The sequence below is a fragment of the Pseudomonas sp. 2VD genome (assembly GCF_005503585.1).
GTDB classification, from domain to species: domain Bacteria; phylum Pseudomonadota; class Gammaproteobacteria; order Pseudomonadales; family Pseudomonadaceae; genus Pseudomonas; species Pseudomonas aeruginosa.
Map to the genome: position 1 here is coordinate 1 of NZ_SCND01000029.1, position 22,703 is coordinate 22,703.

The window sequence follows — 22,703 nt, forward strand, 5'->3', positions numbered from 1 at the left end:
GCGTTACCCCAGCAGCCTGCCGTTTCCCTTTTCCCGCGCGGTGCGGGCCGGCGGCTTCCTGTTTCTTTCCGGACAGGTGCCGATGAGTCCGAGCGGCGAGGTGGTACGTGGCGATATCCAGACCCAGACCGAAGCGGTGATGGCACGCATCGGCGAGACCCTGGAGAGCTGTGGCGCGCGTTTCGACCAACTGGTGAAGGTCACCGTCTGGCTGTCGGACATGGCCCACTTCGCCGGTTTCAACGAGGTCTACCAGCGTCATGTGCAGGGGGCCTTGCCGGTACGCTCGACGGTGACCGCCGGGCTGGCGCTGGGGGTCGACGTGGAGGTCGAGGTGCAGGCGTGGGTCGGCGAGGGCTGAGTCGCGAGGGCATTGGCATGCAGGTCGGGTGAGCGCTGGCCGCGGACGGCGAAGAGGGGAGGGCCTACCCGTGGCGTTCGACCTGAATCGCTTCAGGCCGCTGGAGTGCCGTTGCCGAATGCCTGTTCGTCGAGCAGGCGCATGAAGGCGCGCGCGGCGTTCGACAGGGTCCGCTCGGTGTGCAGGATGTAGCCGAGCTGGCGGCTGAGCTGGATGTCCTGTAGCGGCAGGCGCACCACCTGGTCGTCGAGCATGGTCCGCGGCAGCACGCTCCAGGCCAGGCCGATGGAGACCATCATCTTGATGGTCTCCAGGTAGTTGGTGCTCATGGCGATGTTCGGCGTCAGCCCTTCGGCTTCGAACATGCGCCGCACGATGTGGTGGGTGAAGGTGTTGCCGCCGGGGAATACCGCGGGGTGCTTGGCGACGTCGGCGAGGAACACCGTGCCCTGTCGGGCCAGCGGGTGCTCCGGGGCGGCGACGAAGTCCAGCGGGTCGTCCCACACCGGGACTGCGCGCACCGGTTCGGCGGTTTCCGGGGCCAGGGTGATCACCGCCAGTTCCGCACGGCCATGAAGGATCTCCTCGTAGGCCACTTCCGAATCCAGGAACTGGATATCCAGCGCCACCTGCGGATGCGCCCGGGTGAAGGCGCGCAGCAGCGGCGGCAGGCGATGCAGGCCGATGTGGTGGCTGGTGGCCAGGACCAGCCGGCCGCTGACCTCGCCGGCGAGGTTGTTCAGCGCCCGGCGGGTGTCGTCGAGCACGTTGAGCAACTGGTAGGCGCGCGGCAGCAGGGCGCGCCCGGCCTCGGTGAGGTTGACCTCGCGGCCGACCCGGTCGAACAGCCGGGCATTGAGCTGCTGTTCGAGGGCGGCGATGCGCTTGCTCACCGCCGGTTGGGTCAGGTGCAGGCGCTCGCCGGCTTCGGAGAAGCTGCCGGTCTCGGCAATGGCGATGAAGGTGTTGAGGCTGTTCAGGTCCATTGCGGGCCTCCGCTGGTTTCGGCTGCCCGGAGCTTAGCGCCAATGGATTCCTGTTGGGAATGCTTTGGATGAAAAATATGAATTTGAGTTATTCGTAGACAAGCCATAGGATCATCCTCACAAGCCCTGTGGGCATAGAAATAAGCTGATGAGGAAATCCCGATGGCCGGCAAGACCCTCTACGACAAACTCTGGGACATGCACCTGGTCAAGCAGCGCGACGACGGTTCGGCGCTGATCTACATCGACCGCCATATCCTGCACGAAGTGACCTCGCCGCAGGCCTTCGAGGGTCTTCGCCTGGCCGGGCGCAAGCCGTGGCGGATCGACGCCAACATCGCCACCCCGGACCACAACGTGCCGACCACCCGCACCGAGCGCAAGGGCGGCATCGCCGCCATCGCCGACGAGGTCTCGCGCCTGCAGGTGCAGACCCTCGACGAGAACTGCGACGACTTCGGCATCACCGAATTCAAGATGAACGACGTGCGCCAGGGCATCGTCCATGTGGTCGGTCCGGAGCAGGGCGCGACCCTCCCGGGGATGACCGTGGTCTGCGGCGACTCGCACACTTCCACCCACGGCGCCTTCGGCGCGCTGGCCCACGGCATCGGCACTTCCGAGGTCGAGCATGTGCTGGCGACCCAGTGCCTGGTGGCGAAGAAGATGAAGAACATGCTGGTCAAGGTCGAAGGCAGGCTGCCGGCCGGCGTCACGGCGAAGGATATCGTCCTCGCGGTGATCGGCAGGATCGGCACCGCCGGCGGCAACGGCCACGCCATCGAGTTCGCCGGCAGCGCCATCCGCGACCTGTCCATCGAAGGGCGGATGACCATCTGCAACATGTCGATCGAGGCGGGCGCCCGCGTCGGCCTGGTCGCCGTCGACCAGAAGACCATCGACTACGTGAAGGGCCGGCCCTTCGCGCCGAGCGCCGAGCAATGGGACCAGGCCGTCGCCTGCTGGCAGGGGCTGGTGTCGGACGCCGATGCCCGCTTCGATACCGTGGTCGAGCTGGACGCCGCGCAGATCAAGCCGCAGGTCAGCTGGGGCACGTCGCCGGAAATGGTCCTGGCCGTGGACCAGAACGTGCCGGACCCGGCCCGCGAGAGCGACCCGATCAAGCGCGGTTCGATCGAGCGCGCCTTGAAATACATGGGCCTGCGGCCGAACCAGGCGATCACCGACATCCAGCTGGACCGGGTATTCATCGGTTCCTGCACCAACTCGCGGATCGAGGACCTGCGTGCCGCCGCCGAAGTGGCCAGGGGCCGCAAGGTCGCCGCGACCATCAAGCAGGCGTTGGTGGTGCCGGGTTCCGGGTTGGTCAAGGAGCAGGCCGAGAAGGAAGGCCTGGACCGGATCTTCATCGAGGCCGGCTTCGAATGGCGCGAGCCGGGCTGTTCCATGTGCCTGGCGATGAACCCGGACCGGCTGGAGAGCGGCGAACACTGCGCCTCGACCTCCAACCGCAACTTCGAGGGCCGTCAGGGCGCCGGTGGCCGTACCCACCTGGTCAGCCCGGCGATGGCCGCCGCCGCGGCCGTCAACGGCCGCTTCATCGATGTCCGCGAATTGCTCGCCTGAGGAGAACCGAGATGAAACCCTATACCCAGACGACCGGTCTCGTCGCTCCGCTGGATCGCGCCAACGTCGATACCGATCAGATCATTCCCAAGCAATTCCTCAAGTCGATCAAGCGCACCGGCTTCGGCCCCAATCTGTTCGACGAATGGCGCTACCTGGATGTCGGGCAGCCGGGACAGGACAACTCGAAGCGTCCGCTGAACCCGGACTTCGTCCTCAACCAGCCGCGCTACCAGGGCGCCAGCGTACTGCTGGCGCGGGAGAACTTCGGCTGCGGCTCGTCCCGCGAGCACGCGCCCTGGGCGCTGGACGAGTACGGTTTCCGCACGGTGATCGCACCGAGCTATGCCGACATCTTCTTCAACAACAGTTTCAAGAACGGCTTGCTGCCGATCATCCTGCCCGAGGCCGAGGTGGACGAACTGTTCCGCCAGGTTGAGGCGAACGAAGGCTACCAGTTGTCCATCGACCTGGCGGCGCAGACCGTTACCCGTCCTGATGGCAAGGTGCTGGGGTTCGAGGTCGACCCGTTCCGCAAGCATTGCCTGCTCAACGGCCTCGACGACATCGGCCTGACGCTGCAGGACGCCGATGCGATCCGTGCCTTCGAGGACGGCTACCGCCAGCAGCAGCCCTGGCTGTTCCGCTGAGCGCCACGCGAGTCCCCTTGCCGGGCGCATCCTGGGTAGGGTGCGCCCGGTTTTTCTCCCGGAGTAGGTTCATGAGCGACCACGATGACGTTGTCCAGCGCCAGTTCGGCGCCCAGGCTGCGGCCTACCTGAGCAGCGCCGTGCATGCCCAGGGCGAGGAATTCGCCTTGCTGCGCGACGCCCTGGCCGGGCGCCCGGAAGCGCGGGTCCTCGACCTGGGTTGCGGCGCCGGCCACGTGAGCTTCCAGGTCGCCGCCCTGGCAGGGGAGGTGGTGGCCTACGATCTTTCCGCCGAGATGCTCGCCGTGGTGGCGCAGAGCGCCGCGGAACGGGGCATGGCGAACATCCGCACCGAGCAGGGCAAGGCGGAGAGCCTGCCCTTCGCCGACGGCGAGTTCGATTTCGTCTTCAGTCGCTATTCCACCCATCACTGGCGCGACGTCGGCCTGGCCCTGCGCGAGGTGCGGCGGGTGCTCAAGCCCGGCGGGGTGGCGATCTTCGTCGACGTGGCGGCGCCCGGGCAGGCCTTGCCGGACACCTTCCTGCAGACCGTCGAGCTGCTCCGCGACACCAGCCATGTGCGCAACTACTCGCCGGCCGAGTGGGCGCGCCTGAGCGGCGAGGCGGGGTTGCTGGTCACCGGAAGCCGGCGCCAGCGTCTGCGCTTGGAGTTCCAGTCGTGGGTCGCGCGGATGCGTACGCCGGAGGTGTTCCGCCAGGCGATCCGCAGCTTGCAGCTGGCGGTGGGCGAGGAAGTCAGAGAGTATTTCGAGATTGCCGACGACGGCTCGTTCAGCACCGACGTGCTGGTGCTGTGGCTGCGTCGGGAGTGACGGTTCGATCACGGCGGCGCATGCCCGCCGTTCAATGAATGAAGGACAAGAGGGTGTTATGAGCAAGCAGATCCTGGTTCTCCCCGGTGACGGTATCGGCCCGGAAATCATGGCGGAAGCGGTCAAGGTGCTGGAACTGGCCAACGACAGGTTCCAGCTCGGCTTCGAACTGGCCGAGGACGTCATCGGTGGCGCGGCCATCGACAAGCACGGCGTGCCGCTGGCCGACCAGACCCTGCAGCGCGCGCGCCAGGCCGATGCGGTGCTGCTGGGCGCGGTAGGAGGGCCGAAATGGGACAGGATCGAACGCGATATCCGTCCCGAGCGCGGTCTGCTGAAGATTCGTTCGCAACTGGGCCTGTTCGCCAACCTGCGTCCGGCCATCCTCTACCCGCAACTGGCCGCGGCCTCCAGCCTGAAGCCGGAAGTGGTCGCCGGGCTGGACATCCTCATCGTCCGCGAACTGACCGGCGGCATCTACTTCGGCCAGCCCCGCGAGCAGCGCGTGCTGGAGAACGGCGAGCGCCAGGCCTACGACACCCTGCCGTACAGCGAGAGCGAAATCCGTCGTATCGCCCGCGTCGGTTTCGACATGGCCCGCGTACGCAACAACAGGCTCTGCTCGGTGGACAAGGCCAACGTCCTCGCCTCCAGCCAGCTGTGGCGGGAAGTGGTGGAAGAGGTGGCGAAGGACTACCCGGACGTCGAGCTTTCCCATATGTACGTGGACAACGCCGCCATGCAGCTGGTGCGCGCGCCCAAGCAGTTCGACGTGATGGTCACCGACAACATGTTCGGCGACATCCTGTCGGATGAGGCTTCCATGCTGACCGGTTCCATCGGCATGCTGCCTTCTGCCTCGCTCGACGCGAACAACAAGGGCATGTACGAACCCTGCCACGGTTCCGCTCCGGACATCGCCGGTCAGGGCATCGCCAACCCGCTGGCTACCATCCTCTCGGTCTCGATGATGCTGCGCTACAGCTTCAGCCAGGCGACCGCCGCCGACGCCATCGAGCAGGCGGTGAGCAAGGTCCTTGACCAGGGGCTGCGCACCGGCGACATCTGGTCCGAAGGCTGCCGCAAGGTCGGCACCCGGGAAATGGGCGATGCCGTAGTCGCGGCACTCAAGAATCTGTAATCTGACGGGCTTGGCCGGCGCCATGATGGCTGCCGGCCAGCTCACTTCTCTCATATAGGTGTAGTTGCGATGAAGCGTGTAGGTCTGATCGGTTGGCGCGGGATGGTGGGTTCCGTACTCATGCAGCGGATGCTGGAAGAGCGGGACTTCGACCTGATCGAGCCGGTGTTCTTCACCACGTCGAACGTCGGTGGCCAGGGCCCGGAAGTGGGCAAGGACATCGCTCCGCTGAAGGACGCCTACAGCATCGACGAGCTGAAGACCCTCGACGTGATCCTGACCTGCCAGGGTGGCGACTACACCAGCGAAGTATTCCCCAAGCTGCGCGAGGCCGGCTGGCAGGGCTACTGGATCGATGCCGCCTCCAGCCTGCGCATGGAAGACGACGCGGTGATCGTCCTCGACCCGGTCAACCGCAAGGTCATCGACCAGGCCCTGGACGCCGGCACCCGCAACTACATCGGCGGCAACTGCACCGTCAGCCTGATGCTGATGGCCTTGGGCGGGCTGTTCGACGCCGGGCTGGTCGAGTGGATGAGCGCCATGACCTACCAGGCCGCCTCCGGCGCCGGCGCGCAGAACATGCGTGAACTGCTCAAGCAGATGGGCGCCGCCCATGCATCGGTGGCGGATGACCTGGCCAACCCGGCCAGCGCGATCCTCGACATCGACCGCAAGGTGGCGGAGACCCTGCGCAGCGAAGCCTTCCCCACCGAGCATTTCGGCGCGCCGCTGGGCGGCAGCCTGATCCCCTGGATCGACAAGGAACTGCCCAACGGGCAGAGCCGCGAAGAGTGGAAGGCCCAGGCGGAGACCAACAAGATCCTCGCCCGCTTCAAGAACCCGATCCCGGTCGACGGTATCTGCGTGCGCGTCGGCGCCATGCGTTGCCACAGCCAGGCGCTGACCATCAAGTTGAACAAGGATGTGCCGCTGACCGACATCGAGGGCCTGATCAGCCAGCACAATCCCTGGGTCAAGCTGGTGCCGAACCACCGCGAGGTAAGCGTGCGCGAGCTGACCCCGGCCGCCGTCACCGGCACCCTGAGCGTTCCGGTCGGGCGCCTGCGCAAGCTGAACATGGGCTCCCAGTATCTCGGCGCCTTCACCGTCGGCGACCAGTTGCTGTGGGGCGCTGCCGAGCCGCTGCGGCGCATGCTGCGCATCCTGCTGGAGCGCTGATCGATCCGGCGCCGCCCGCAATGGGCGGCGCCTCGATTGCCTGGGCGAAGGTGGGCAAGTAAAGTGCCACGCCTATTTCGCAGACCGCCGAGGCTTTTCCCATGTCCCAGCCCCTCAATGTCGCAGTCGTAGGCGCCACCGGATCGGTTGGCGAGGCTCTGGTCGGTCTCCTCGACGAACGCGACTTCCCGCTTCATCGTTTGCACCTGCTGGCCAGCGCCGAGTCGGCCGGGCAGCGCATGGGTTTCGCCGAAAGCAGCCTGCGCGTCGGCGATGTCGATAGCTTCGATTTTTCCAGTGTCGGCCTGGCCTTCTTCGCCGCGGCAGCCGAGGTGTCGCGTACCCATGCCGAGCGCGCCCGCGCGGCGGGTTGTTCGGTGATCGACCTGAGCGGCGCCCTGGAACCGAGCGTCGCACCGCCGGTCATGGTTTCGGTGAATGCCGAACGCCTGGCCTCGCAAGCGGCGCCGTTCCTTTTGTCCAGTCCTTGCGCCGTAGCCGCCGAACTGTGCGAAGTGCTGGCGCCACTACTGGCCACGCTGGATTGCCGGCAACTGAACCTGACAGCCTGCCTCTCCGTCTCCAGTCTGGGGCGCGAAGGGGTGAAGGAACTCGCCCGGCAGACCGCCGAACTGCTCAATGCGCGCCCCCTGGAGCCGCGTCTCTTCGACCGCCAGATCGCCTTCAACCTGCTGGCGCAGGTCGGCGCAGTGGATGCCGAGGGGCACAGCGCGATCGAGCGGCGCATCTTCGCGGAGGTGCAGGCCTTGCTTGGCGAGCGTATCGGACCGTTGAACGTTACCTGCATCCAGGCGCCGGTATTCTTCGGCGACAGCCTCAGCGTGACCCTGCAGTGCGCGGAACCGGTGGACCTGGCTGCGGTGACGCGGGTCCTCGAGGCGACGAAAGGTATCGAATGGGTCGGCGAGGGCGATTATCCGACGGTGGTCGGCGATGCCCTCGGCCAGGACGAGACCTATGTCGGCCGGGTGAGGGCGGGGCAGGCTGATCCCTGTCAGGTCAATTTGTGGATTGTGTCTGATAATGTGCGAAAAGGTGCCGCGCTGAATGCCGTGCTCCTGGGTGAGTTGTTGATAAAACACTATCTGTAAAAGATACTTACCCACAGATTTGTAGAATTATTCGAGCTTGTTAATACTGGTTCGATCCGCTGCTGCCGGGGAGCGTCCGTCCATGCATGGCTGGGCGAGCGGACAGCAAGCACCGACGCACTCCCTCTCGTGAAACGAGAAAAGATATTAAAACCAAGGGATTACACTATGGTTCGGCTTCGTACACTGGTTCGGGCAATCGCGGCGGCCTCGGTCCTGACTTCCGGCATGGCGCATGGATTGGGACTGGGGGAAATCACCCTGAAGTCGGCGTTGAACCAACCGTTGGATGCCGAGATCGAGCTGCTCGAAGTTCGTGACCTGGGTTCGGGCGAGGTGATCCCGAGCCTGGCGTCGCCGGAAGAGTTCAGCAAGGCGGGCGTCGATCGCCTGTACTACCTCACCGACCTGAAGTTCACGCCGGTGGTGAAGCCCAACGGCAAGAGCGTCATTCGCGTGACCTCGTCGAAGCCGGTGCAGGAGCCCTACCTGAACTTCCTGGTCCAGGTGCTCTGGCCGAACGGCCGCCTGCTGCGCGAGTACACCGTCCTGCTGGATCCGCCGCTGTACTCCCCGCAGGCCGCGGCAAGCGCTCCGCAAGCGCCGGTCAGCGCGCCGCGCGCGACCGGCGCCCCGCGAGCCCCGCAGGCGCCGGCTCCGGTGCGTACCACCGCGCCGGCAGGTAGCGACACCTATCGCACCGTTTCCAACGACACGCTCTGGGAGATCGCCCAGCGCAACCGTACCGATCGCGTTTCCGTACCCCAGGCGATGCTTGCGTTCCAGGAACTGAATCCGGGCGCCTTCGTCGATGGCAACATCAACCGGCTGAAGAGCGGCCAGGTCCTGCGCATTCCCACCGAACAGCAGATGCTGGAGCGCTCGCCGCGCGAGGCGCTGTCCCAGGTGCAGGCGCAGAACCAGAGCTGGCGCGGCAGCCGCAATCCGGCCGCGGGCAGCGCTGGCGCCAGGCAGTTGGATGCGACCCAGCGCAATGCCGCCGGGTCGGCGCCATCCAAGGTCGACGCCACGGACAACCTGCGCCTGGTGTCTGGCGAGGGCAAGGCCAGCAAGGGGGCCGACAAGGGCGGGAAGGGCGACAGCAAGGCGATCGCCGATACCCTGGCGGTGACCAAGGAAAGCCTCGACAGCACTCGCCGCGAGAACGAGGAATTGCAGAGCCGCATGCAGGATCTGCAGAGCCAACTGGACAAGCTGCAGAAGTTGATCCAGTTGAAGGACGCCCAGTTGGCCAAGCTGCAAGGGCAGTTGGGCGCAGAAGGCCAGGGCGCAGCCCAGCCGAACGCAGCCCTGCCGGATGCGTCCCAGCCCAATGCAGCCGCGCAGGCGCCGGCTCAGCCCGGGACTCCCGCTGCGGCAGCGCCGACTCCTGCTCCGGCCGGAGAAGCACCCGCCGCTCCGGCGCAGCCTCCGGTGGCGCCGCCGCCCGCGCCAGCTGCCGAGAAGCCTCCGGCACCTGCCGTTCCGGCGCCCGCTCCGGTACAGGCGGCAGAACAGCCGGCACCGAGCTTCCTCGACGAACTGCTGGCCAACCCGCTGTGGTTGGCGGTGATCGGCGGTAGCGCACTGCTGGCGTTGCTGGTGCTGCTGATGATCCTGTCGCGGCGCAATGCGCAGAAAGAGAAGGAAGAAGCCCAGGCTTTCGCCGCGGATGCCGGCGAGGAACAGGAGGATGCGCTGGACCTGGGAAAGGACGGCTTCGACGACCTGACCCTCGACGAGCCTGAACCGCAGGTCGCAGCCGCTGCGCCGCAGGTCGAGAAGACCACTGCGCAGACTTCCGATGCGCTGGGCGAGGCCGACATCTATATCGCCTACGGGCGTTTCAACCAGGCCGCCGAACTGTTGCAGAACGCCATCTACGACGAGCCGCAGCGCACCGACCTGCGCCTCAAGCTGATGGAAGTCTATGCCGAGATGGGCGATCGCGAAGGTTTCGCTCGCCAGGAAAACGAGCTGCGCGAAATCGGCGGCGCACAGCCGCAGGTCGAGCAGCTCAAGTCGCGCTATCCGGCAATGGTCGCGGTCGCCGCGGTTGCCGGCCTGGCCGGCGCCAAGCTGGCGCAGGACGAGCTGGATAGTTTCAGCCTCGACGACCTGTCGCTCGACGACAGCGGTCACGCGGCCAAGCCGGATGCGGCAGGACAGGATCTCGACGACGCCTTCGACCTGAGCCTGGACGACCTGGGCGGCGGCGATCTTGGCAGCGACGACGTGCAGGCCGACCTCAAGTCCGACAGCGGGGCGCTGGACGACCTGACCCTGGACAGCGATCTGGACCTGGCGGCCTCGACCGCGGCGGACAAGCCTGTCGACGATCTCGACTTCGGCCTGGATTTCGCGGAGTTGGCAGAGACTCCGAGCCAACCCAAGCATGACGACCTGGGCGATTTCTCCCTGGATCTCGATGCGCCGGAAGACAAGCTTTCGGACGACGACTTCCTGCTTTCGCTGAACGACGAGGTGCCCGCCGCGGCGCCAGCCGACAACGAATTCACCCTCGATACCGAGGCTGCCGAAGAGCCGGCGTTGTCCCTGCCGGACGACTTCGACCTGTCGCTGGCCGACGAGCCGACGGAGCCGGCCGCTCCGGAGAAGGGCGAGGACAGTTTCGCCGCCCAGTTGGACGAGGTGAGTGCGCAGTTGGACGAGTTGGCCAGCAACCTTGACGAGCCGAAGAGCGCGGCGCCGAGTTTCTCCGCCGAGGATGCAGCGGTCGCCTCCGCCCTGGACGGAGACGCCGACGATGACTTCGACTTCCTCTCCGGTGCCGACGAAGCGGCGACCAAGCTGGATCTGGCTCGCGCCTATATCGACATGGGCGATAGCGAAGGCGCGCGCGATATCCTCGACGAAGTCCTGGCCGAAGGTAACGACAGCCAGCAGGCGGAAGCCCGCGAGTTGCTGGAGCGCCTGGCCTGATCCGGAAATGAAGCGACCCTCATGAACGATGTTGTTCCGCCAGCGGCAGCCGAATCGGCTGCCGCTGGCGTTTCCAGAATCGCCCTCGGCATCGAGTACAAGGGCTCCCGCTATCGTGGCTGGCAGCGCCAGGAAGCCGGCGTGCCTTCCGTGCAGGAAGCGCTGGAGCGCGCCTTGTCGAAGGTTGCCGCCGAGCCGGTCGGGGTGATCTGCGCCGGCCGTACCGACGCTGCCGTTCATGCCAGCGGCCAGGTGGTGCATTTCGACACCGTGGTGGAGCGCCCGTTGAAAGCATGGGTGATGGGCACCAACGCCAACCTGCCCGCGGATATCAGTGTGACCTGGGCGAGAGTGATGCCGGCGCATTTCCACGCGCGCTTCTCGGCCATGGCCCGGCGCTATCGCTACGCCATCTACAACGATCCGATCCGCCCGGCGCACCTGGCCGAGGAGGTCACCTGGAACCATCGGCCGCTGGATATCGGGCGGATGCGCGAGGCGGCCCAGGTACTGGTCGGCACCCATGACTTCACCTCGTTCCGGGCGGTGCAGTGCCAGGCCAAGTCGCCGGTCAAGACCATGCATCACGTGCGCTTGCTGGAGCATGGTCGGTTGATCGTGCTGGACATCCGCGGTAACGCTTTCCTTCACCATATGGTGCGCAACATCGCTGGCGTCCTGATGACCATCGGTGCCGGCGAGCGGCCGATCGAATGGGCGAAGGAGGTGCTCGAGGCGCGCGACCGGCGCGCCGGTGGGGTCACCGCTCACCCCTACGGACTCTATCTGGTGCGGGTGGAGTACCCCGGGGAGTTCGAGTTGCCCGAGCGCTACCTGGGGCCGCATTTCCTTTCCGGATTGCCCGATATCGTCGGCTGACGTCGAATCGGGCTTTTGCTACCATCGAGAATTCCCGCCGGACCGGCCGTCCGGCGGTTCGTCGCTCACTCGCCGAGGATTCTCCGTCGTTGCCAGCCGTTCGCATCAAGATCTGCGGTATCACCCGAGTCGAGGACGCCCTGGCCGCCGCCGCGGCGGGCGCCGATGCCATCGGCCTGGTGTTCTATGCGAAGAGCCCGCGGGCGGTGGATATCCATCGGGCGCGGGAAATCGTTCGTGCCCTGCCGCCGTTCGTGACCAGCGTCGGCCTGTTCGTCAACGCCAGCCGCTGCGAACTGGGCGAGATTCTCGATGCGGTGCCGCTGGACCTGCTGCAATTCCATGGCGACGAGCGCGCCGAGGACTGCGAGGGACATCGGCGACCCTACCTGAAAGCCCTGCGGATGAAGCCCGGCGACGACATCGTCGGGCGCGCGGCGGCATATCCGGGAGCTGCCGGGATTCTCCTGGATACCTATGTGGAAGGCGTGCCCGGCGGCACGGGGGCGGCGTTCGACTGGTCGCTGGTGCCGGCCGACCTGGGCAAACCCCTGGTGCTGGCCGGCGGTCTGACGCCGGATAACGTCGGCAGGGCAGTCGAGCAGGTCAAGCCCTACGCGGTGGACGTCAGCGGTGGCGTCGAGGCGAGCAAGGGAATCAAGGATGCGGCGAGGGTCCGCGCGTTCGTGGACGCGGTGCGTTCGCGGCGCCGCGACGAGACATGATGTGACGACGGGCGGCCCGCCGCCGTCCACTAGCGTGTCGCCGTTTCCGCGACAACGCCCGGCCGCCGATAGGGAGGCCAGATATTTCGCGATAGCCGCTCGCCGGGTATCGCCCAGGTGACCGCGCAGGCGGGGGATGGGACAGGCCGCGAAACGCTTCGCAGCCGTGGGGCCCACCGCTGCCGGCGGTCACGAAGATGAATTTGCTCAGGGACGTCGTCACCGGATCGGTGCGGCCATCCCGACCTTGCACTGGAGAACAAAGAGCATGAGCAACTGGCTGGTAGACAAGCTGATCCCTTCCATCATGCGTTCCGAGTCCCAGAAGAGTTCGGTACCGGAAGGCCTGTGGCACAAATGCCCGTCCTGCGAAGCCGTGCTGTACCGTCCGGAGCTGGAAAAGACCCTGGATGTCTGCCCGAAGTGCGACCACCACATGCGCATCAACGCGCGTACCCGCCTGGACATCTTCCTCGATGAGGACGGTCGCGAGGAGCTGGGTGCCGACCTCGAGCCGGTGGACCGCCTGAAATTCCGCGACAGCAAGAAGTACAAGGATCGCCTCGCCGCGGCACAGAAGGACACCGGCGAGAAGGACGCGCTGATCGCCATGAGCGGCAAGCTGCAGGGTATGCCGGTGGTCGCCTGCGCCTTCGAGTTCTCCTTCATGGGCGGTTCGATGGGCGCCATCGTCGGCGAGCGCTTCGTTCGCGCGGCCAACGTCGCCCTGGAGAAGCGCTGCCCGCTGATCTGCTTCTCCGCCTCCGGCGGCGCGCGCATGCAGGAAGCGCTGATCTCGCTGATGCAGATGGCCAAGACTTCGGCGGTCCTGGCGCGCCTGCGCGAAGAAGGCATCCCGTTCGTCTCGGTATTGACCGACCCGGTCTACGGCGGCGTTTCCGCCAGCCTGGCGATGCTCGGCGACGTGATCGTCGGCGAACCCAAGGCGCTGATCGGCTTCGCCGGTCCCCGCGTGATCGAGCAGACCGTCCGCGAGAAGCTGCCGGAAGGCTTCCAGCGTAGCGAGTTCCTCCTCGAGCATGGCGCCATCGACATGATCGTGCATCGTGCCGAGTTGCGGCCGCGCCTGGCCAATCTGCTGTCGGCCTTCACTCATTCGCCGAGCCCCGTATCCGCATGACCCAGCGTTCCCTGGCCGATTGGCTGAGCTATCTCGAACAACTCCATCCGACGGCCATCGACATGGGTCTGGAGCGTTCCCGCGAGGTAGCGCGCCGGCTCGGCCTGGGAAGGCCGGCGAAACGCGTGGTCACCGTTACCGGGACCAACGGCAAGGGCTCTACCTGCGCCCTGCTCGCCGAGCTGCTGCGTGAGCAGGGGTTGTCGGTCGGGGTCTACAGCTCGCCGCACCTGCTGCGCTACAACGAGCGGGTGCGGATCGACGGCATCGAGGCCGGCGATGCGCAACTGTGCGACGCCTTCTCCGCGGTGGAGGCCGCACGCGGCGAGATTTCCCTGACCTATTTCGAAATGGGCACGCTGGCCGCCTTCTGGCTGTTCGAGCGCGCCGGGCTGGACTTTGCGGTGCTGGAAGTCGGCCTTGGCGGGCGCCTGGATGCGGTCAACCTGATCGACGCCGACCTGGCGCTGATCACCAGCATCGGCCTGGACCATGCCGAGTGGCTGGGCGATACCCGCGAAAGCGTGGCTTTCGAGAAAGCCGGTATCCTGCGCGCCGGCAAACCGGCCCTGTGCGGCGATCTCGATCCCCCGCAGCCATTGCTGGAGCAGGTGGCTGCGCTGGGGGCACCGCTTTACCTGCGCGGTCGCGACTACGACCTGGCGCTCGCCGATCATGGCTGGCACTGGCGCGGGCTGGCCGCGGACGGCCAGGCGCTGGCGCTGCACGATCTGCCGTTGCTCGAGTTGCCCATGGAAAACGCCGCGCTGGCCCTGCAGGCCTACGCGTTGCTCGAGTTGCCCTGGCAGGCGGAGCGCCTGGCCGAGGCGCTGCGGCGGACCCGGGTGACCGGTCGCCTCGATCGCCGCGACCTGTCCTGGAACGGCCAGCCACGCCAGCTCCTGCTGGACGTCGGGCACAATCCCCAGGCCGCCCAGTACCTGGCGCAACGCCTGCGTGCCGCAGCGCCACGAGGACGCTACCTGGCGGTCTTCGGCCTGCTGGCGGACAAGGACCTGGATGGCGTACTGGAACCCTTGACCGGCTTGGTGCAGGATTGGGCCGTTGCACCGTTGCCGACCCCGCGTTCGCGGCCGGCCGCGGAGCTGGAGGCGGCGCTGATCCTGCGCCAGGTTCCGGCGAGCAGCCATGCGGATATCGCCGCCGCCCTGGACGCGCAGTGCGCCAAGGCTACCGCGGATGATGTCATTCTGCTGTTCGGATCGTTCTATAGCGTGGCCGAAGGCCTGGAATGGCTGGCCCGTAGAACGGATAAGGGGGAGTAAATCATGGCCTTGCTGGAAAGAGGGCTGAAGCAGCGCATCGTCGGGGCGTTGGTGCTGATCGCCCTGGCGGTGATCTTCCTGCCGATGCTGTTCACCCGCGAAGACGAGTCGCGCCAGGTCGTGGTGGAAGCGCCGCCGCGCCCGCAAGCGCCGGCCATGCCCAGTGTCGAGGTGCAGCCGACCGAGGTGCCGGAACTGCAGCCCGGCGAAGAAGACATCGCTCCCGAGATCGTCGAGGAAGGCTCCTCGGCCGCCGCCGGCCAGCCCAGCCAGCCGATCGGCGGCCTGCCGGCGACCCCGCCGCCTGCCCAGACCCAGGCGCCGGCCGCCAGCCCGCCGCCAAGCCAGCCGCAACCGCCCGCTGCGCCGCCGAGCCCGCCGCCCGCGGAGAAGCGCCTGGACGCCAACAACCTGCCGCAGAGCTGGTCGGTACAGCTTGCCAGCCTGTCCAACCGGGCGCGCGCCGAGGAACTGCAGAAGACCCTGCGCTCCCAGGGCTACAACGCCTACATCCGCAGTTTCGATGGGATGAACCGGGTCTTCGTCGGGCCGGTGATCCAGCGCGCCGAGGCGGATCGCCTGCGCGACCAGTTGAGCAAGCAGCAGAAGCTCAACGGCTTCGTCGTGCGCTTCCAGCCGGAACGCGGTTGACCGCGACCCGCGGCTTACCGTCGCGGGCGCGCTCTGCTAAAATGCAGCGCCTTTTCTGCTTGTGGGCTGCATAGTGGCATTTACCTGGGTCGATTGGACGATGGTCGCCATCATCGTCGTTTCCAGCCTGATCAGTCTGAGTCGCGGCTTCGTCAAGGAAGCCTTGTCCCTGCTTACCTGGATAGTCGCCGGCGCGGTGGCCTGGATGTTCGGCGGGGCGCTGGCGCAGCACCTGGGCGAATACATCCAGACCCCCTCGGCCCGCATCATCGCAGCCTGCGCGCTGCTGTTCATCGCGACCCTGCTGCTCGGGGCGCTGGTCAACTACCTCATCGGCGAACTGATCCGGGTCACCGGCCTGTCCGGCACCGACCGCTTCCTCGGCATGGTCTTCGGCGGTGCGCGCGGCGTACTGCTGGTCGTGCTGCTGGTCGGCCTGCTCAGCCTGGCCCCGGTACAGCAGGACCCTTGGTGGCAGCAGTCGGTGCTGATGCCGCATTTCCTGATGGTTGCCGACTGGTCGAAGAACTTCATTCTCGGTTTCGCCGGCCAGTGGTTGCCGGCCGCGCCGATAACGCCGCCGAGCGGCATCGGCGGGCTGCTTCCCAGCCAGTGATTTTGGCGGGACACTGGCTGAGGCCAAGTCCCGCGGTTTTCCAGGGCGGCGCGTCGATGGCGCGGCGCCGGCGGCACAGGACGTGCCGCGAGCCAGTCGGCGGCGAAGGTCGCCGATTCGCGGGAGCCAGCGGCCCACGAGGCCCTGGTCAGCTCGATGGTCCGGGACGGACCGATCGCGCTTCCCATCTTTCCAGCTTGAGCCAAGTAGGGGTTGCGTCACATGTGTGGCATCGTCGGTATCGTGGGCAAGTCGAACGTCAATCAGGCGCTGTATGACGCGCTCACCGTCCTCCAACATCGCGGCCAGGACGCTGCCGGTATCGTCACCTGCCATGACGATAAGCTGTACCTGCGCAAGGACAACGGCCTGGTCCGCGACGTCTTCCAGCAGCGCCACATGCAGCGCCTGATCGGCAGCGTCGGCATCGGCCATGTACGTTACCCGACCGCCGGCAGCTCCAGCTCGGCGGAGGCGCAGCCGTTCTACGTCAACTCGCCCTACGGCATCACCCTGGCGCACAACGGCAACCTGACCAATGTCGAGCAGTTGGCCAAGGAAATCTACGAATCCGACCTGCGCCACGTGAACACCAACTCCGACTCGGAAGTGCTGCTCAACGTGTTCGCCCACGAGCTGGCGGTGCGCAACAAGCTGCAGCCCACCGAGGAGGACATCTTCGCCGCGGTTTCCTGCGTGCACGACCGTTGCGTCGGCGGCTACGCGGTGGTGGCGATGATCACCGGCCACGGCATCGTCGGTTTCCGCGACCCCAATGCGATCCGTCCGATCGTCTTCGGCCAGCGGCATACCGAGAATGGCGTCGAATACATGATCGCCTCCGAGAGCGTGGCCCTGGACGTACTCGGCTTCACCCTGATCCGCGACCTGGCGCCGGGCGAGGCGGTATACATCACCGAGGAAGGCAAGCTCTACACCCGCCAGTGCGCCAAGGCGCCGAAATACGCGCCGTGCATCTTCGAGCACGTCTACCTGGCGCGTCCGGATTCGATCATGGACGGCATCTCGGTGTACAAGGCGCGCCTGCGCATGGGCGAGAAGCTTGCCGACAAGATCCTCCGCGAGCGTCCCGACCACGACATCGACGTGGTCATCCCGATCCCGGACACCAGCCGCACCGCGGCGCTGGAACTGGCCAACCGGCTCGGCGTGAAGTTCCGCGAGGGCTTCGTCAAGAACCGCTACATCGGCCGCACCTTCATCATGCCCGGCCAGGCGGCGCGGAAGAAATCCGTGCGGCAGAAGCTCAACGCCATCGAGCTGGAGTTCCGCGGCAAGAACGTGATGCTGGTGGATGACTCCATCGTCCGCGGCACCACCTGCAAGCAGATCATCCAGATGGCCCGCGAGGCCGGGGCGAAGAACGTCTACTTCTGCTCCGCCGCGCCGGCCGTGCGCTACCCCAACGTCTACGGCATCGACATGCCGAGTGCGCACGAGCTGATCGCGCACAATCGCAGCACCGAGGACGTCAGCAAGCTGATCGGCGCCGACTGGCTGGTCTACCAGGACCTGCCCGACCTGATCGATGCGGTCGGCGGCGGCAAGATCAAGATCGATCACTTCGACTGCGCCGTGTTCGACGGCGAGTACGTGACCGGCGACGTCAACGAGGCCTACCTGAACCGGATCGAACAGGCGCGCAACGATGCGACCAAGGCCAAGAGCCAGGCGGTCAGCGCGATCATCGATCTGTACAACGACTGACAAAGGGGAGAGCGGCATGACTCAGGACTGGGATGCCGGGCGTCTCGACAGCGACCTGGAAGGCGCGGCCTTCGACACCCTGGCGGTTCGCGCCGGGCAACGGCGGACGCCGGAGGGCGAGCACGGCGAGGCGCTGTTCACCACTTCCAGCTACGTCTTCCGCACCGCCGCCGACGCGGCCGCGCGGTTCGCCGGCGAAGTGCCGGGCAACGTCTATTCGCGCTACACCAACCCCACGGTACGCACCTTCGAGGAGCGCATCGCCGCCCTCGAAGGAGCCGAGCAGGCGGTGGCCACGGCGTCGGGCATGTCGGCGATCCTCGCCCTGGTGATGAGCCTGTGCAGCTCCGGCGACCACGTGCTGGTCTCGCGCAGCGTGTTCGGCTCGACCATCAGCCTGTTCGACAAGTACTTCAAGCGCTTCGGCATCCAGGTCGACTATCCGCCGTTGAGCGATCTCGCGGCCTGGGAGGCGGCGTGCAAGCCGAATACCAAGCTGTTCTTCGTCGAGTCGCCATCCAACCCGCTGGCCGAGCTGGTGGATATCGCCGCGCTGGCCGAGATCGCCCACGCCAAGGGCGCACTGCTGGCGGTGGACAACTGCTTCTGCACGCCGGCGCTGCAACAGCCGTTGAAGCTCGGTGCGGACGTGGTGATCCACTCCGCGACCAAGTACATCGACGGCCAGGGCCGGGGCATGGGCGGGGTGGTCGCCGGTCGCGGCGAGCAGATGAAGGAAGTGGTCGGCTTTCTCCGCACCGCCGGACCGACCCTCAGCCCGTTCAACGCCTGGCTGTTCCTCAAGGGCCTGGAAACCCTGCGTATCCGCATGCAGGCGCACAGCGCCAGTGCCCTGGCCCTGGCCGAATGGCTGGAGCACCAGCCGGGCATCGAGCGGGTCTACTACGCGGGCCTGCAGAGCCATCCTCAGCATGAGTTGGCTCGGCGCCAGCAGAGTGGCTTCGGCGCGGTCGTCAGCTTCGACGTGAAGGGCGGGCGCGATGCCGCCTGGCGCTTCATCGACGCCACCCGGATGGTCTCGATCACCACCAACCTGGGCGACACCAAGACCACCATCGCCCACCCGGCGACCACCTCCCACGGTCGGCTGTCCCCCGAGGACCGCGCGCGCGCCGGGATCGGCGACAGCCTGATCCGGGTCGCGGTCGGCCTGGAAGACCTCGACGACCTCAAGGCCGACATGGCCCGGGGGCTGGCCGCGCTGTGATCGAACCCAACCTGCGAGGCAACGGCAAGGTCGCCCTGGTCACCGGGGCGGCCCGGGGCATTGGCCTGGGCATCAGTGCCTGGCTGATCGCCGAGGGCTGGCAGGTAGTGCTGGCCGACAACGACCGTGAACGCGGTGCCAGGGTGGCCGAGGCGCTGGGCGAGCACGCCTGGTTCGTGGCCATGGACGTGGCCCAGGAGGGCCAGGTGGCGATGAGCGTGGCCGAGGTGCTCGGTCAGTTCGGCCGCCTCGACGGCCTGGTCTGCAACGCCGCCATCGCCAATCCGCGCAATACGCCGCTGGAGGCGCTGAGCCTCGGCGAGTGGACCCGCACCCTGGCGGTCAACCTGACCGGTCCGATGCTGCTGGCCAAGTACTGCACGCCTTATCTGCGCGCGCACAACGGCGCCATCGTCAACATCGCCTCGACTCGTGCCCACCAGTCGGAGCCTGACTCCGAGGCCTACGCCGCGAGCAAGGGCGGGTTGCTGGCGCTGACCCATGCCCTGGCCGCCAGCCTGGGCCCGGAGATCCGTGTCAATGCGCTCAGCCCCGGCTGGATCGATACCCGCGAGGCCGCCGAGCGCGAGGCTGCGCCGCTGACCGAGCTGGACCACGACCAACACCTGGTCGGCCGGGTCGGAACGGTGGAGGATGTCGCGTCGCTGGTGGCCTGGCTGCTCTCCGAGGACGCCGGTTTCGTCACCGGCCAGGAACTCCTGGTCGATGGCGGCATGACCCGGAAAATGGTCTACCTCGACTGAGTGTTGCCATGTCGATGTGAAAAAGGCGCTGACCCGCAAGGGGCCGCGCCTTTTTTGTTGTCCTCCGCTGTCTCGCAGGAGAGCCTGAGGAACGTTACTCCGCTTTCAGGTCGCGCAGGTCGACGGTCTGACCGTCGAACAATTGTCCGGCGCTGCTCGGCAAGATGCTCCCACGGCCTTCTGGGCTGCGACGGCCGTCGAGCACGCGGATGTCGCTGTACTTCTTCCCGGAAATCGCCGCCAGGCCTGCGCCGTCGAGCACTACGGTCGGGCGCAGGAAGACCATCAGGTTGCGCTTGGTGTGAGTGTCCTTGGTCGAGCGGAATAGCTTGCCCAGCCAGGGAATGTCGCCGAGCAGCGGTACCTTGGACTCTGCCTGCACCACGTCGTCCTGGATCAGGCCGCCGAGCACGATGACCTGGCCGTTCTCAGCGAGGATGGTGCTCTTGATCGAGCGCTTGTTGGTGATGATGTCGGTGTTGCTGACCTGCTGCACGCTGGGGGCGATGGAGGAGATTTCTTGCTCGATCTCCAGGCGCAGGGCCGCGCCGTCGTTGATGTGCGGGGTGACCTTGAGGTTGACGCCGATGTCCTTGCGTTCGACCGTGGTGAAAGGATTGCTCGAACCTTCGCTGTTGGTAGTGTAGGAGCCGGTATTGAAGGGGACGTTCTGACCGACCAGTATTTCCGCTTTCTGGTTGTCCAGGGTCAGCAGGCTCGGGGTCGACAGCAGGTTGCTCTTGCTGTTCGCCGACAGCGCGGTGACCAGCGCGCCGAAGCTGCTGCTGCCGATACCGACGATGGCGCCGTCGGGAAGCGCCGGCGGCTTGTCGTCCTTGAGCGCTTGCAGCAGGGTGCCGATGGACAGCCCGGTATTGCCGAAGTTGGTCCTGGTCCCGCCCATGCCGCCCTTGTTGATCGCCCATTGCACGCCGACGGCATCCTGGATGTCGCCGGAGATTTCGACGATGGCCGCTTCCACCAATACCTGGGCGCGCGGCACGTCGAGCTGGCGAACGATGTCCTCGAGGGCGTTGACCGTATCCGGGTCGGCCAGCAGGATCAGCGCATTGGTGCTTTCGTCGGCACGGATCAGGATGTTGCTCGGTCGGCCGCCGCCGGTCTGTTCGCCGCCCTGGCCGCCGTTGTTCTTCATGCCTTCGGAGATCTGGCCGAGGGTTTCCGCGAGGGTCTTGGCGTCGTTATGGCGCAGGCGGATCACCCGGGTGTTGGCCGAGCGCGCGGTCGGGGTGTCCAGCGACTGCGCCAGTTGCACCAGCTTGGCGCGCGCCTGCGGCGGGCCGAGGATGATCAGGCGGTTGGTGCGCGCGTCGGCGATCACCTGGGCGCCCGCCGCGCCCTTGGCCTGGCCGCGGCTCATGGCGTTGTTGAGCACCTCGGCGGCGTCCATCACCCAGCCGTAGCGCAGGTTGATCACGCTGTAGTCGTGGCTGCCCTTCTGGTCGAGTTGGCGGATCACGTCTTCGATTCGCGCGATATTGGCGCTGCGGTCGCTGATGATCAGCGCGTTGGCCGAAGGCACCGCGGCGAGGTGGCCATATTGCGGGACCAGCGGACGGATCAGCGGGATGAGTTCCGATACCGGGCTCTGCTGCACCTGGATCACCCGCGTCTCCAGGCGATCCGGCGCGCTCTGGCCGCCGCCGGCCTCGGTCTTGGCCTCGGCGTTGGGCACGATGCGCGCCTGGTCGCCCTGGGCGACCACGGTGAAGCCGTGGGTGCTCATCACCGAGAGGAACAACTGGTAGACCTCGCTCAACGAGAGCTGGGCCTTGGAGACCACGCTGACCTGGCCCTTGACCCGCGGGTCGACGACGAAGGTCTCGCCGGTGATTTCGGAAATCTGGTCGATGAATTCGCGGATGTCGGCATCCTTGAGGTTGATCGTCCAGTGCGCCTCCTGCTGGTTGCCGGCCGGGACGAAGGCGTTCCCGCCGCTGTTTTCGGCGTGCGCCGCCTGGATGCCGAGGGCCAGGCTGAGAAGGACGGCGGGAACGTACGAACGACTGGAAGGGGCAAACAGGGCGCGGAGCAAAGGCTGGGACATCGGGTCAGTCGCTTTCCGTAGGCGTGGTCGTGGGCTCGCTCGAGTCTTCTTCGGCGGGTTCTGCGATGGGCGTGGCTTCCATCTGCTGGCGCAAGGCGTCCAGGCGCTCGCGCAATGCTGCAGCGTTCTCATCCTGCAGGCTTTGCAGTTGTTCGATCGAGTCGTTCTCGCTTGTAATGTCGTCCGCGCTGGCCAGCAGTCCCCCGGAACGGTGCGGGAAGGGCAGGCTTTCCAGGCGCCCGCCGCGCTGCAGTTCGACGCGGTCGCGGTAGACCGCGTGCAGCTTCACGCCGTCGCTGATCTCGCCGCCGACCGCGTAGCGGTGCGGCTTGTCGCCCTGGCGCTGGATGATCGCGCTGGACAGCTTGGGATCGCTCTGGACGAAGCTGCCCTTGAGCACCAGGTCGAGGTTGGTGGCCGGTGGCGGGGCGTTGGGGTCCTGGGCGCTGGTGCCGAAGAGGCGCGCCAGGCGGGTCGGATCGCTGCGGATCGACTCGTGGCTGACCGGCGAGGCGGCGACGGCTACCGGGCTGCGTTGCAGGCGCAACCAGCCGGCCGCCTGCCAGGCGAGGCTGATGCTCATGGCGATGATCAGGGCAACAGCCAGAAGGGCCGGGGCGTACCGCTGCAGCCAGCGGGAAGAGGCGCCGGAGAAAGGCAATACATCACTCCTGGTCTTTATCGTTATGTCTGAAGATCGCCGAGGGATCATAGCAGTTCGTTGCCAGTAGGCTACCTACTTCTATCAATAGGTGTGACTGGCCGGGCCAGGCACGCTTGTGCTTAAGATAACGGCTCGCCAGGATACTTCTGCAAGAGGAA

The 22,703-nt window shown here is 66.5% G+C and carries 20 protein-coding genes; 17 read left to right on the forward strand and 3 right to left on the reverse strand.

Annotated features, from left to right (window positions below):
* Positions 1-361, forward strand: a 361-nt coding sequence (locus FFS27_RS05425; RefSeq protein ID WP_137951948.1) for a RidA family protein, incomplete at its 5' end; no start/stop codon positions are given.
* A gap of 92 nt (positions 362-453) precedes the next feature.
* Here FFS27_RS05425 and FFS27_RS05430 read toward each other — a convergent pair.
* Positions 454-1,347 (reverse strand): LysR family transcriptional regulator, encoded by an 894-nt coding sequence (locus tag FFS27_RS05430; RefSeq protein ID WP_003111186.1) that lies wholly within the window; start codon positions 1,345-1,347, stop codon positions 454-456.
* 162 nt (positions 1,348-1,509) lie between these two features.
* Between FFS27_RS05430 and leuC the strand changes: the two genes are divergently transcribed.
* From leuC to FFS27_RS05510, 16 genes are all read left to right on the forward strand, one after another.
* Entirely contained in the window at positions 1,510-2,934 is a 1,425-nt protein-coding gene (gene leuC, locus FFS27_RS05435; protein WP_003091399.1) for a 3-isopropylmalate dehydratase large subunit, read from the forward strand.
* 11 nt (positions 2,935-2,945) lie between these two features.
* Positions 2,946-3,584 (forward strand): 3-isopropylmalate dehydratase small subunit, encoded by a 639-nt coding sequence (gene leuD, locus FFS27_RS05440; protein ID WP_003091398.1) that lies wholly within the window; start codon positions 2,946-2,948, stop codon positions 3,582-3,584.
* A gap of 71 nt (positions 3,585-3,655) precedes the next feature.
* The gene (locus tag FFS27_RS05445) at positions 3,656-4,417 is read left to right on the forward strand and encodes a class I SAM-dependent methyltransferase (RefSeq protein ID WP_021265039.1); all 762 of its coding nucleotides are present in this window, start codon (positions 3,656-3,658) and stop codon (positions 4,415-4,417) included.
* 58 nt (positions 4,418-4,475) lie between these two features.
* Positions 4,476-5,558, forward strand: coding sequence for a 3-isopropylmalate dehydrogenase (gene leuB, locus FFS27_RS05450; RefSeq protein WP_003091395.1), 1,083 nt, complete (start codon positions 4,476-4,478; stop codon positions 5,556-5,558).
* A 69-nt stretch (positions 5,559-5,627) separates the two neighbouring features.
* Positions 5,628-6,740, forward strand: coding sequence for an aspartate-semialdehyde dehydrogenase (gene asd, locus FFS27_RS05455; protein WP_003111187.1), 1,113 nt, complete (start codon positions 5,628-5,630; stop codon positions 6,738-6,740).
* 101 nt (positions 6,741-6,841) lie between these two features.
* The gene (locus FFS27_RS05460; RefSeq protein WP_021265038.1) at positions 6,842-7,852 is read left to right on the forward strand and encodes an aspartate-semialdehyde dehydrogenase; all 1,011 of its coding nucleotides are present in this window, start codon (positions 6,842-6,844) and stop codon (positions 7,850-7,852) included.
* Between the two features lie 168 nt (positions 7,853-8,020).
* Positions 8,021-10,795: a motility hub landmark protein FimV gene (gene fimV, locus FFS27_RS05465; protein ID WP_023100917.1), complete on the forward strand. Its 2,775-nt coding sequence runs from the start codon at positions 8,021-8,023 to the stop codon at positions 10,793-10,795.
* A gap of 21 nt (positions 10,796-10,816) precedes the next feature.
* Positions 10,817-11,674 carry a tRNA pseudouridine(38-40) synthase TruA gene (gene truA / locus FFS27_RS05470; RefSeq protein ID WP_015502643.1) on the forward strand — a complete coding sequence of 286 codons (858 nt, stop codon included), beginning with the start codon at positions 10,817-10,819 and terminating at the stop codon, positions 11,672-11,674.
* Positions 11,675-11,763: 89 nt separating this feature from the next.
* The gene (locus tag FFS27_RS05475) at positions 11,764-12,399 is read left to right on the forward strand and encodes a phosphoribosylanthranilate isomerase (protein ID WP_003091389.1); all 636 of its coding nucleotides are present in this window, start codon (positions 11,764-11,766) and stop codon (positions 12,397-12,399) included.
* A 268-nt stretch (positions 12,400-12,667) separates the two neighbouring features.
* Positions 12,668-13,540: an acetyl-CoA carboxylase, carboxyltransferase subunit beta gene (accD, locus tag FFS27_RS05480; RefSeq protein WP_003104199.1), complete on the forward strand. Its 873-nt coding sequence runs from the start codon at positions 12,668-12,670 to the stop codon at positions 13,538-13,540.
* Positions 13,537-14,826, forward strand: a complete 1,290-nt coding sequence (folC, locus tag FFS27_RS05485) for a bifunctional tetrahydrofolate synthase/dihydrofolate synthase (RefSeq protein ID WP_015502644.1) — start codon at positions 13,537-13,539, stop codon at positions 14,824-14,826. The genes accD and folC overlap by 4 nt, the downstream gene beginning before the upstream one ends.
* A 3-nt stretch (positions 14,827-14,829) precedes the next feature.
* Complete coding sequence (locus tag FFS27_RS05490) at positions 14,830-15,477, forward strand: SPOR domain-containing protein (RefSeq protein WP_023091549.1); 648 nt, start codon at positions 14,830-14,832, stop codon at positions 15,475-15,477.
* A 73-nt stretch (positions 15,478-15,550) separates the two neighbouring features.
* A complete protein-coding gene (locus FFS27_RS05495; RefSeq protein WP_003113932.1) occupies positions 15,551-16,093 on the forward strand; it encodes a CvpA family protein in 543 nt (180 codons plus the stop codon).
* Between the two features lie 222 nt (positions 16,094-16,315).
* Entirely contained in the window at positions 16,316-17,821 is a 1,506-nt protein-coding gene (purF, locus tag FFS27_RS05500; protein ID WP_003091383.1) for an amidophosphoribosyltransferase, read from the forward strand.
* 16 nt (positions 17,822-17,837) lie between these two features.
* Positions 17,838-19,049 (forward strand): O-succinylhomoserine sulfhydrylase, encoded by a 1,212-nt coding sequence (locus FFS27_RS05505; RefSeq protein WP_021265035.1) that lies wholly within the window; start codon positions 17,838-17,840, stop codon positions 19,047-19,049.
* Positions 19,046-19,813: an SDR family oxidoreductase gene (locus FFS27_RS05510; protein WP_021265034.1), complete on the forward strand. Its 768-nt coding sequence runs from the start codon at positions 19,046-19,048 to the stop codon at positions 19,811-19,813. The genes FFS27_RS05505 and FFS27_RS05510 overlap by 4 nt, the downstream gene beginning before the upstream one ends.
* Positions 19,814-19,907: 94 nt before the next feature.
* Here the strand turns inward: FFS27_RS05510 and xcpQ are convergent, their stop codons facing one another.
* Together xcpQ and xcpP are read right to left on the reverse strand one after the other, a co-directional pair.
* Positions 19,908-21,881, reverse strand: a complete 1,974-nt coding sequence (xcpQ, locus tag FFS27_RS05515; protein WP_009313777.1) for a GspD family T2SS secretin variant XcpQ — start codon at positions 21,879-21,881, stop codon at positions 19,908-19,910.
* Positions 21,882-21,885: 4 nt separating this feature from the next.
* Positions 21,886-22,593 (reverse strand): type II secretion system protein N, encoded by a 708-nt coding sequence (gene xcpP / locus FFS27_RS05520; RefSeq protein ID WP_003119750.1) that lies wholly within the window; start codon positions 22,591-22,593, stop codon positions 21,886-21,888.
* Positions 22,594-22,703: the final 110 nt, after the last annotated feature.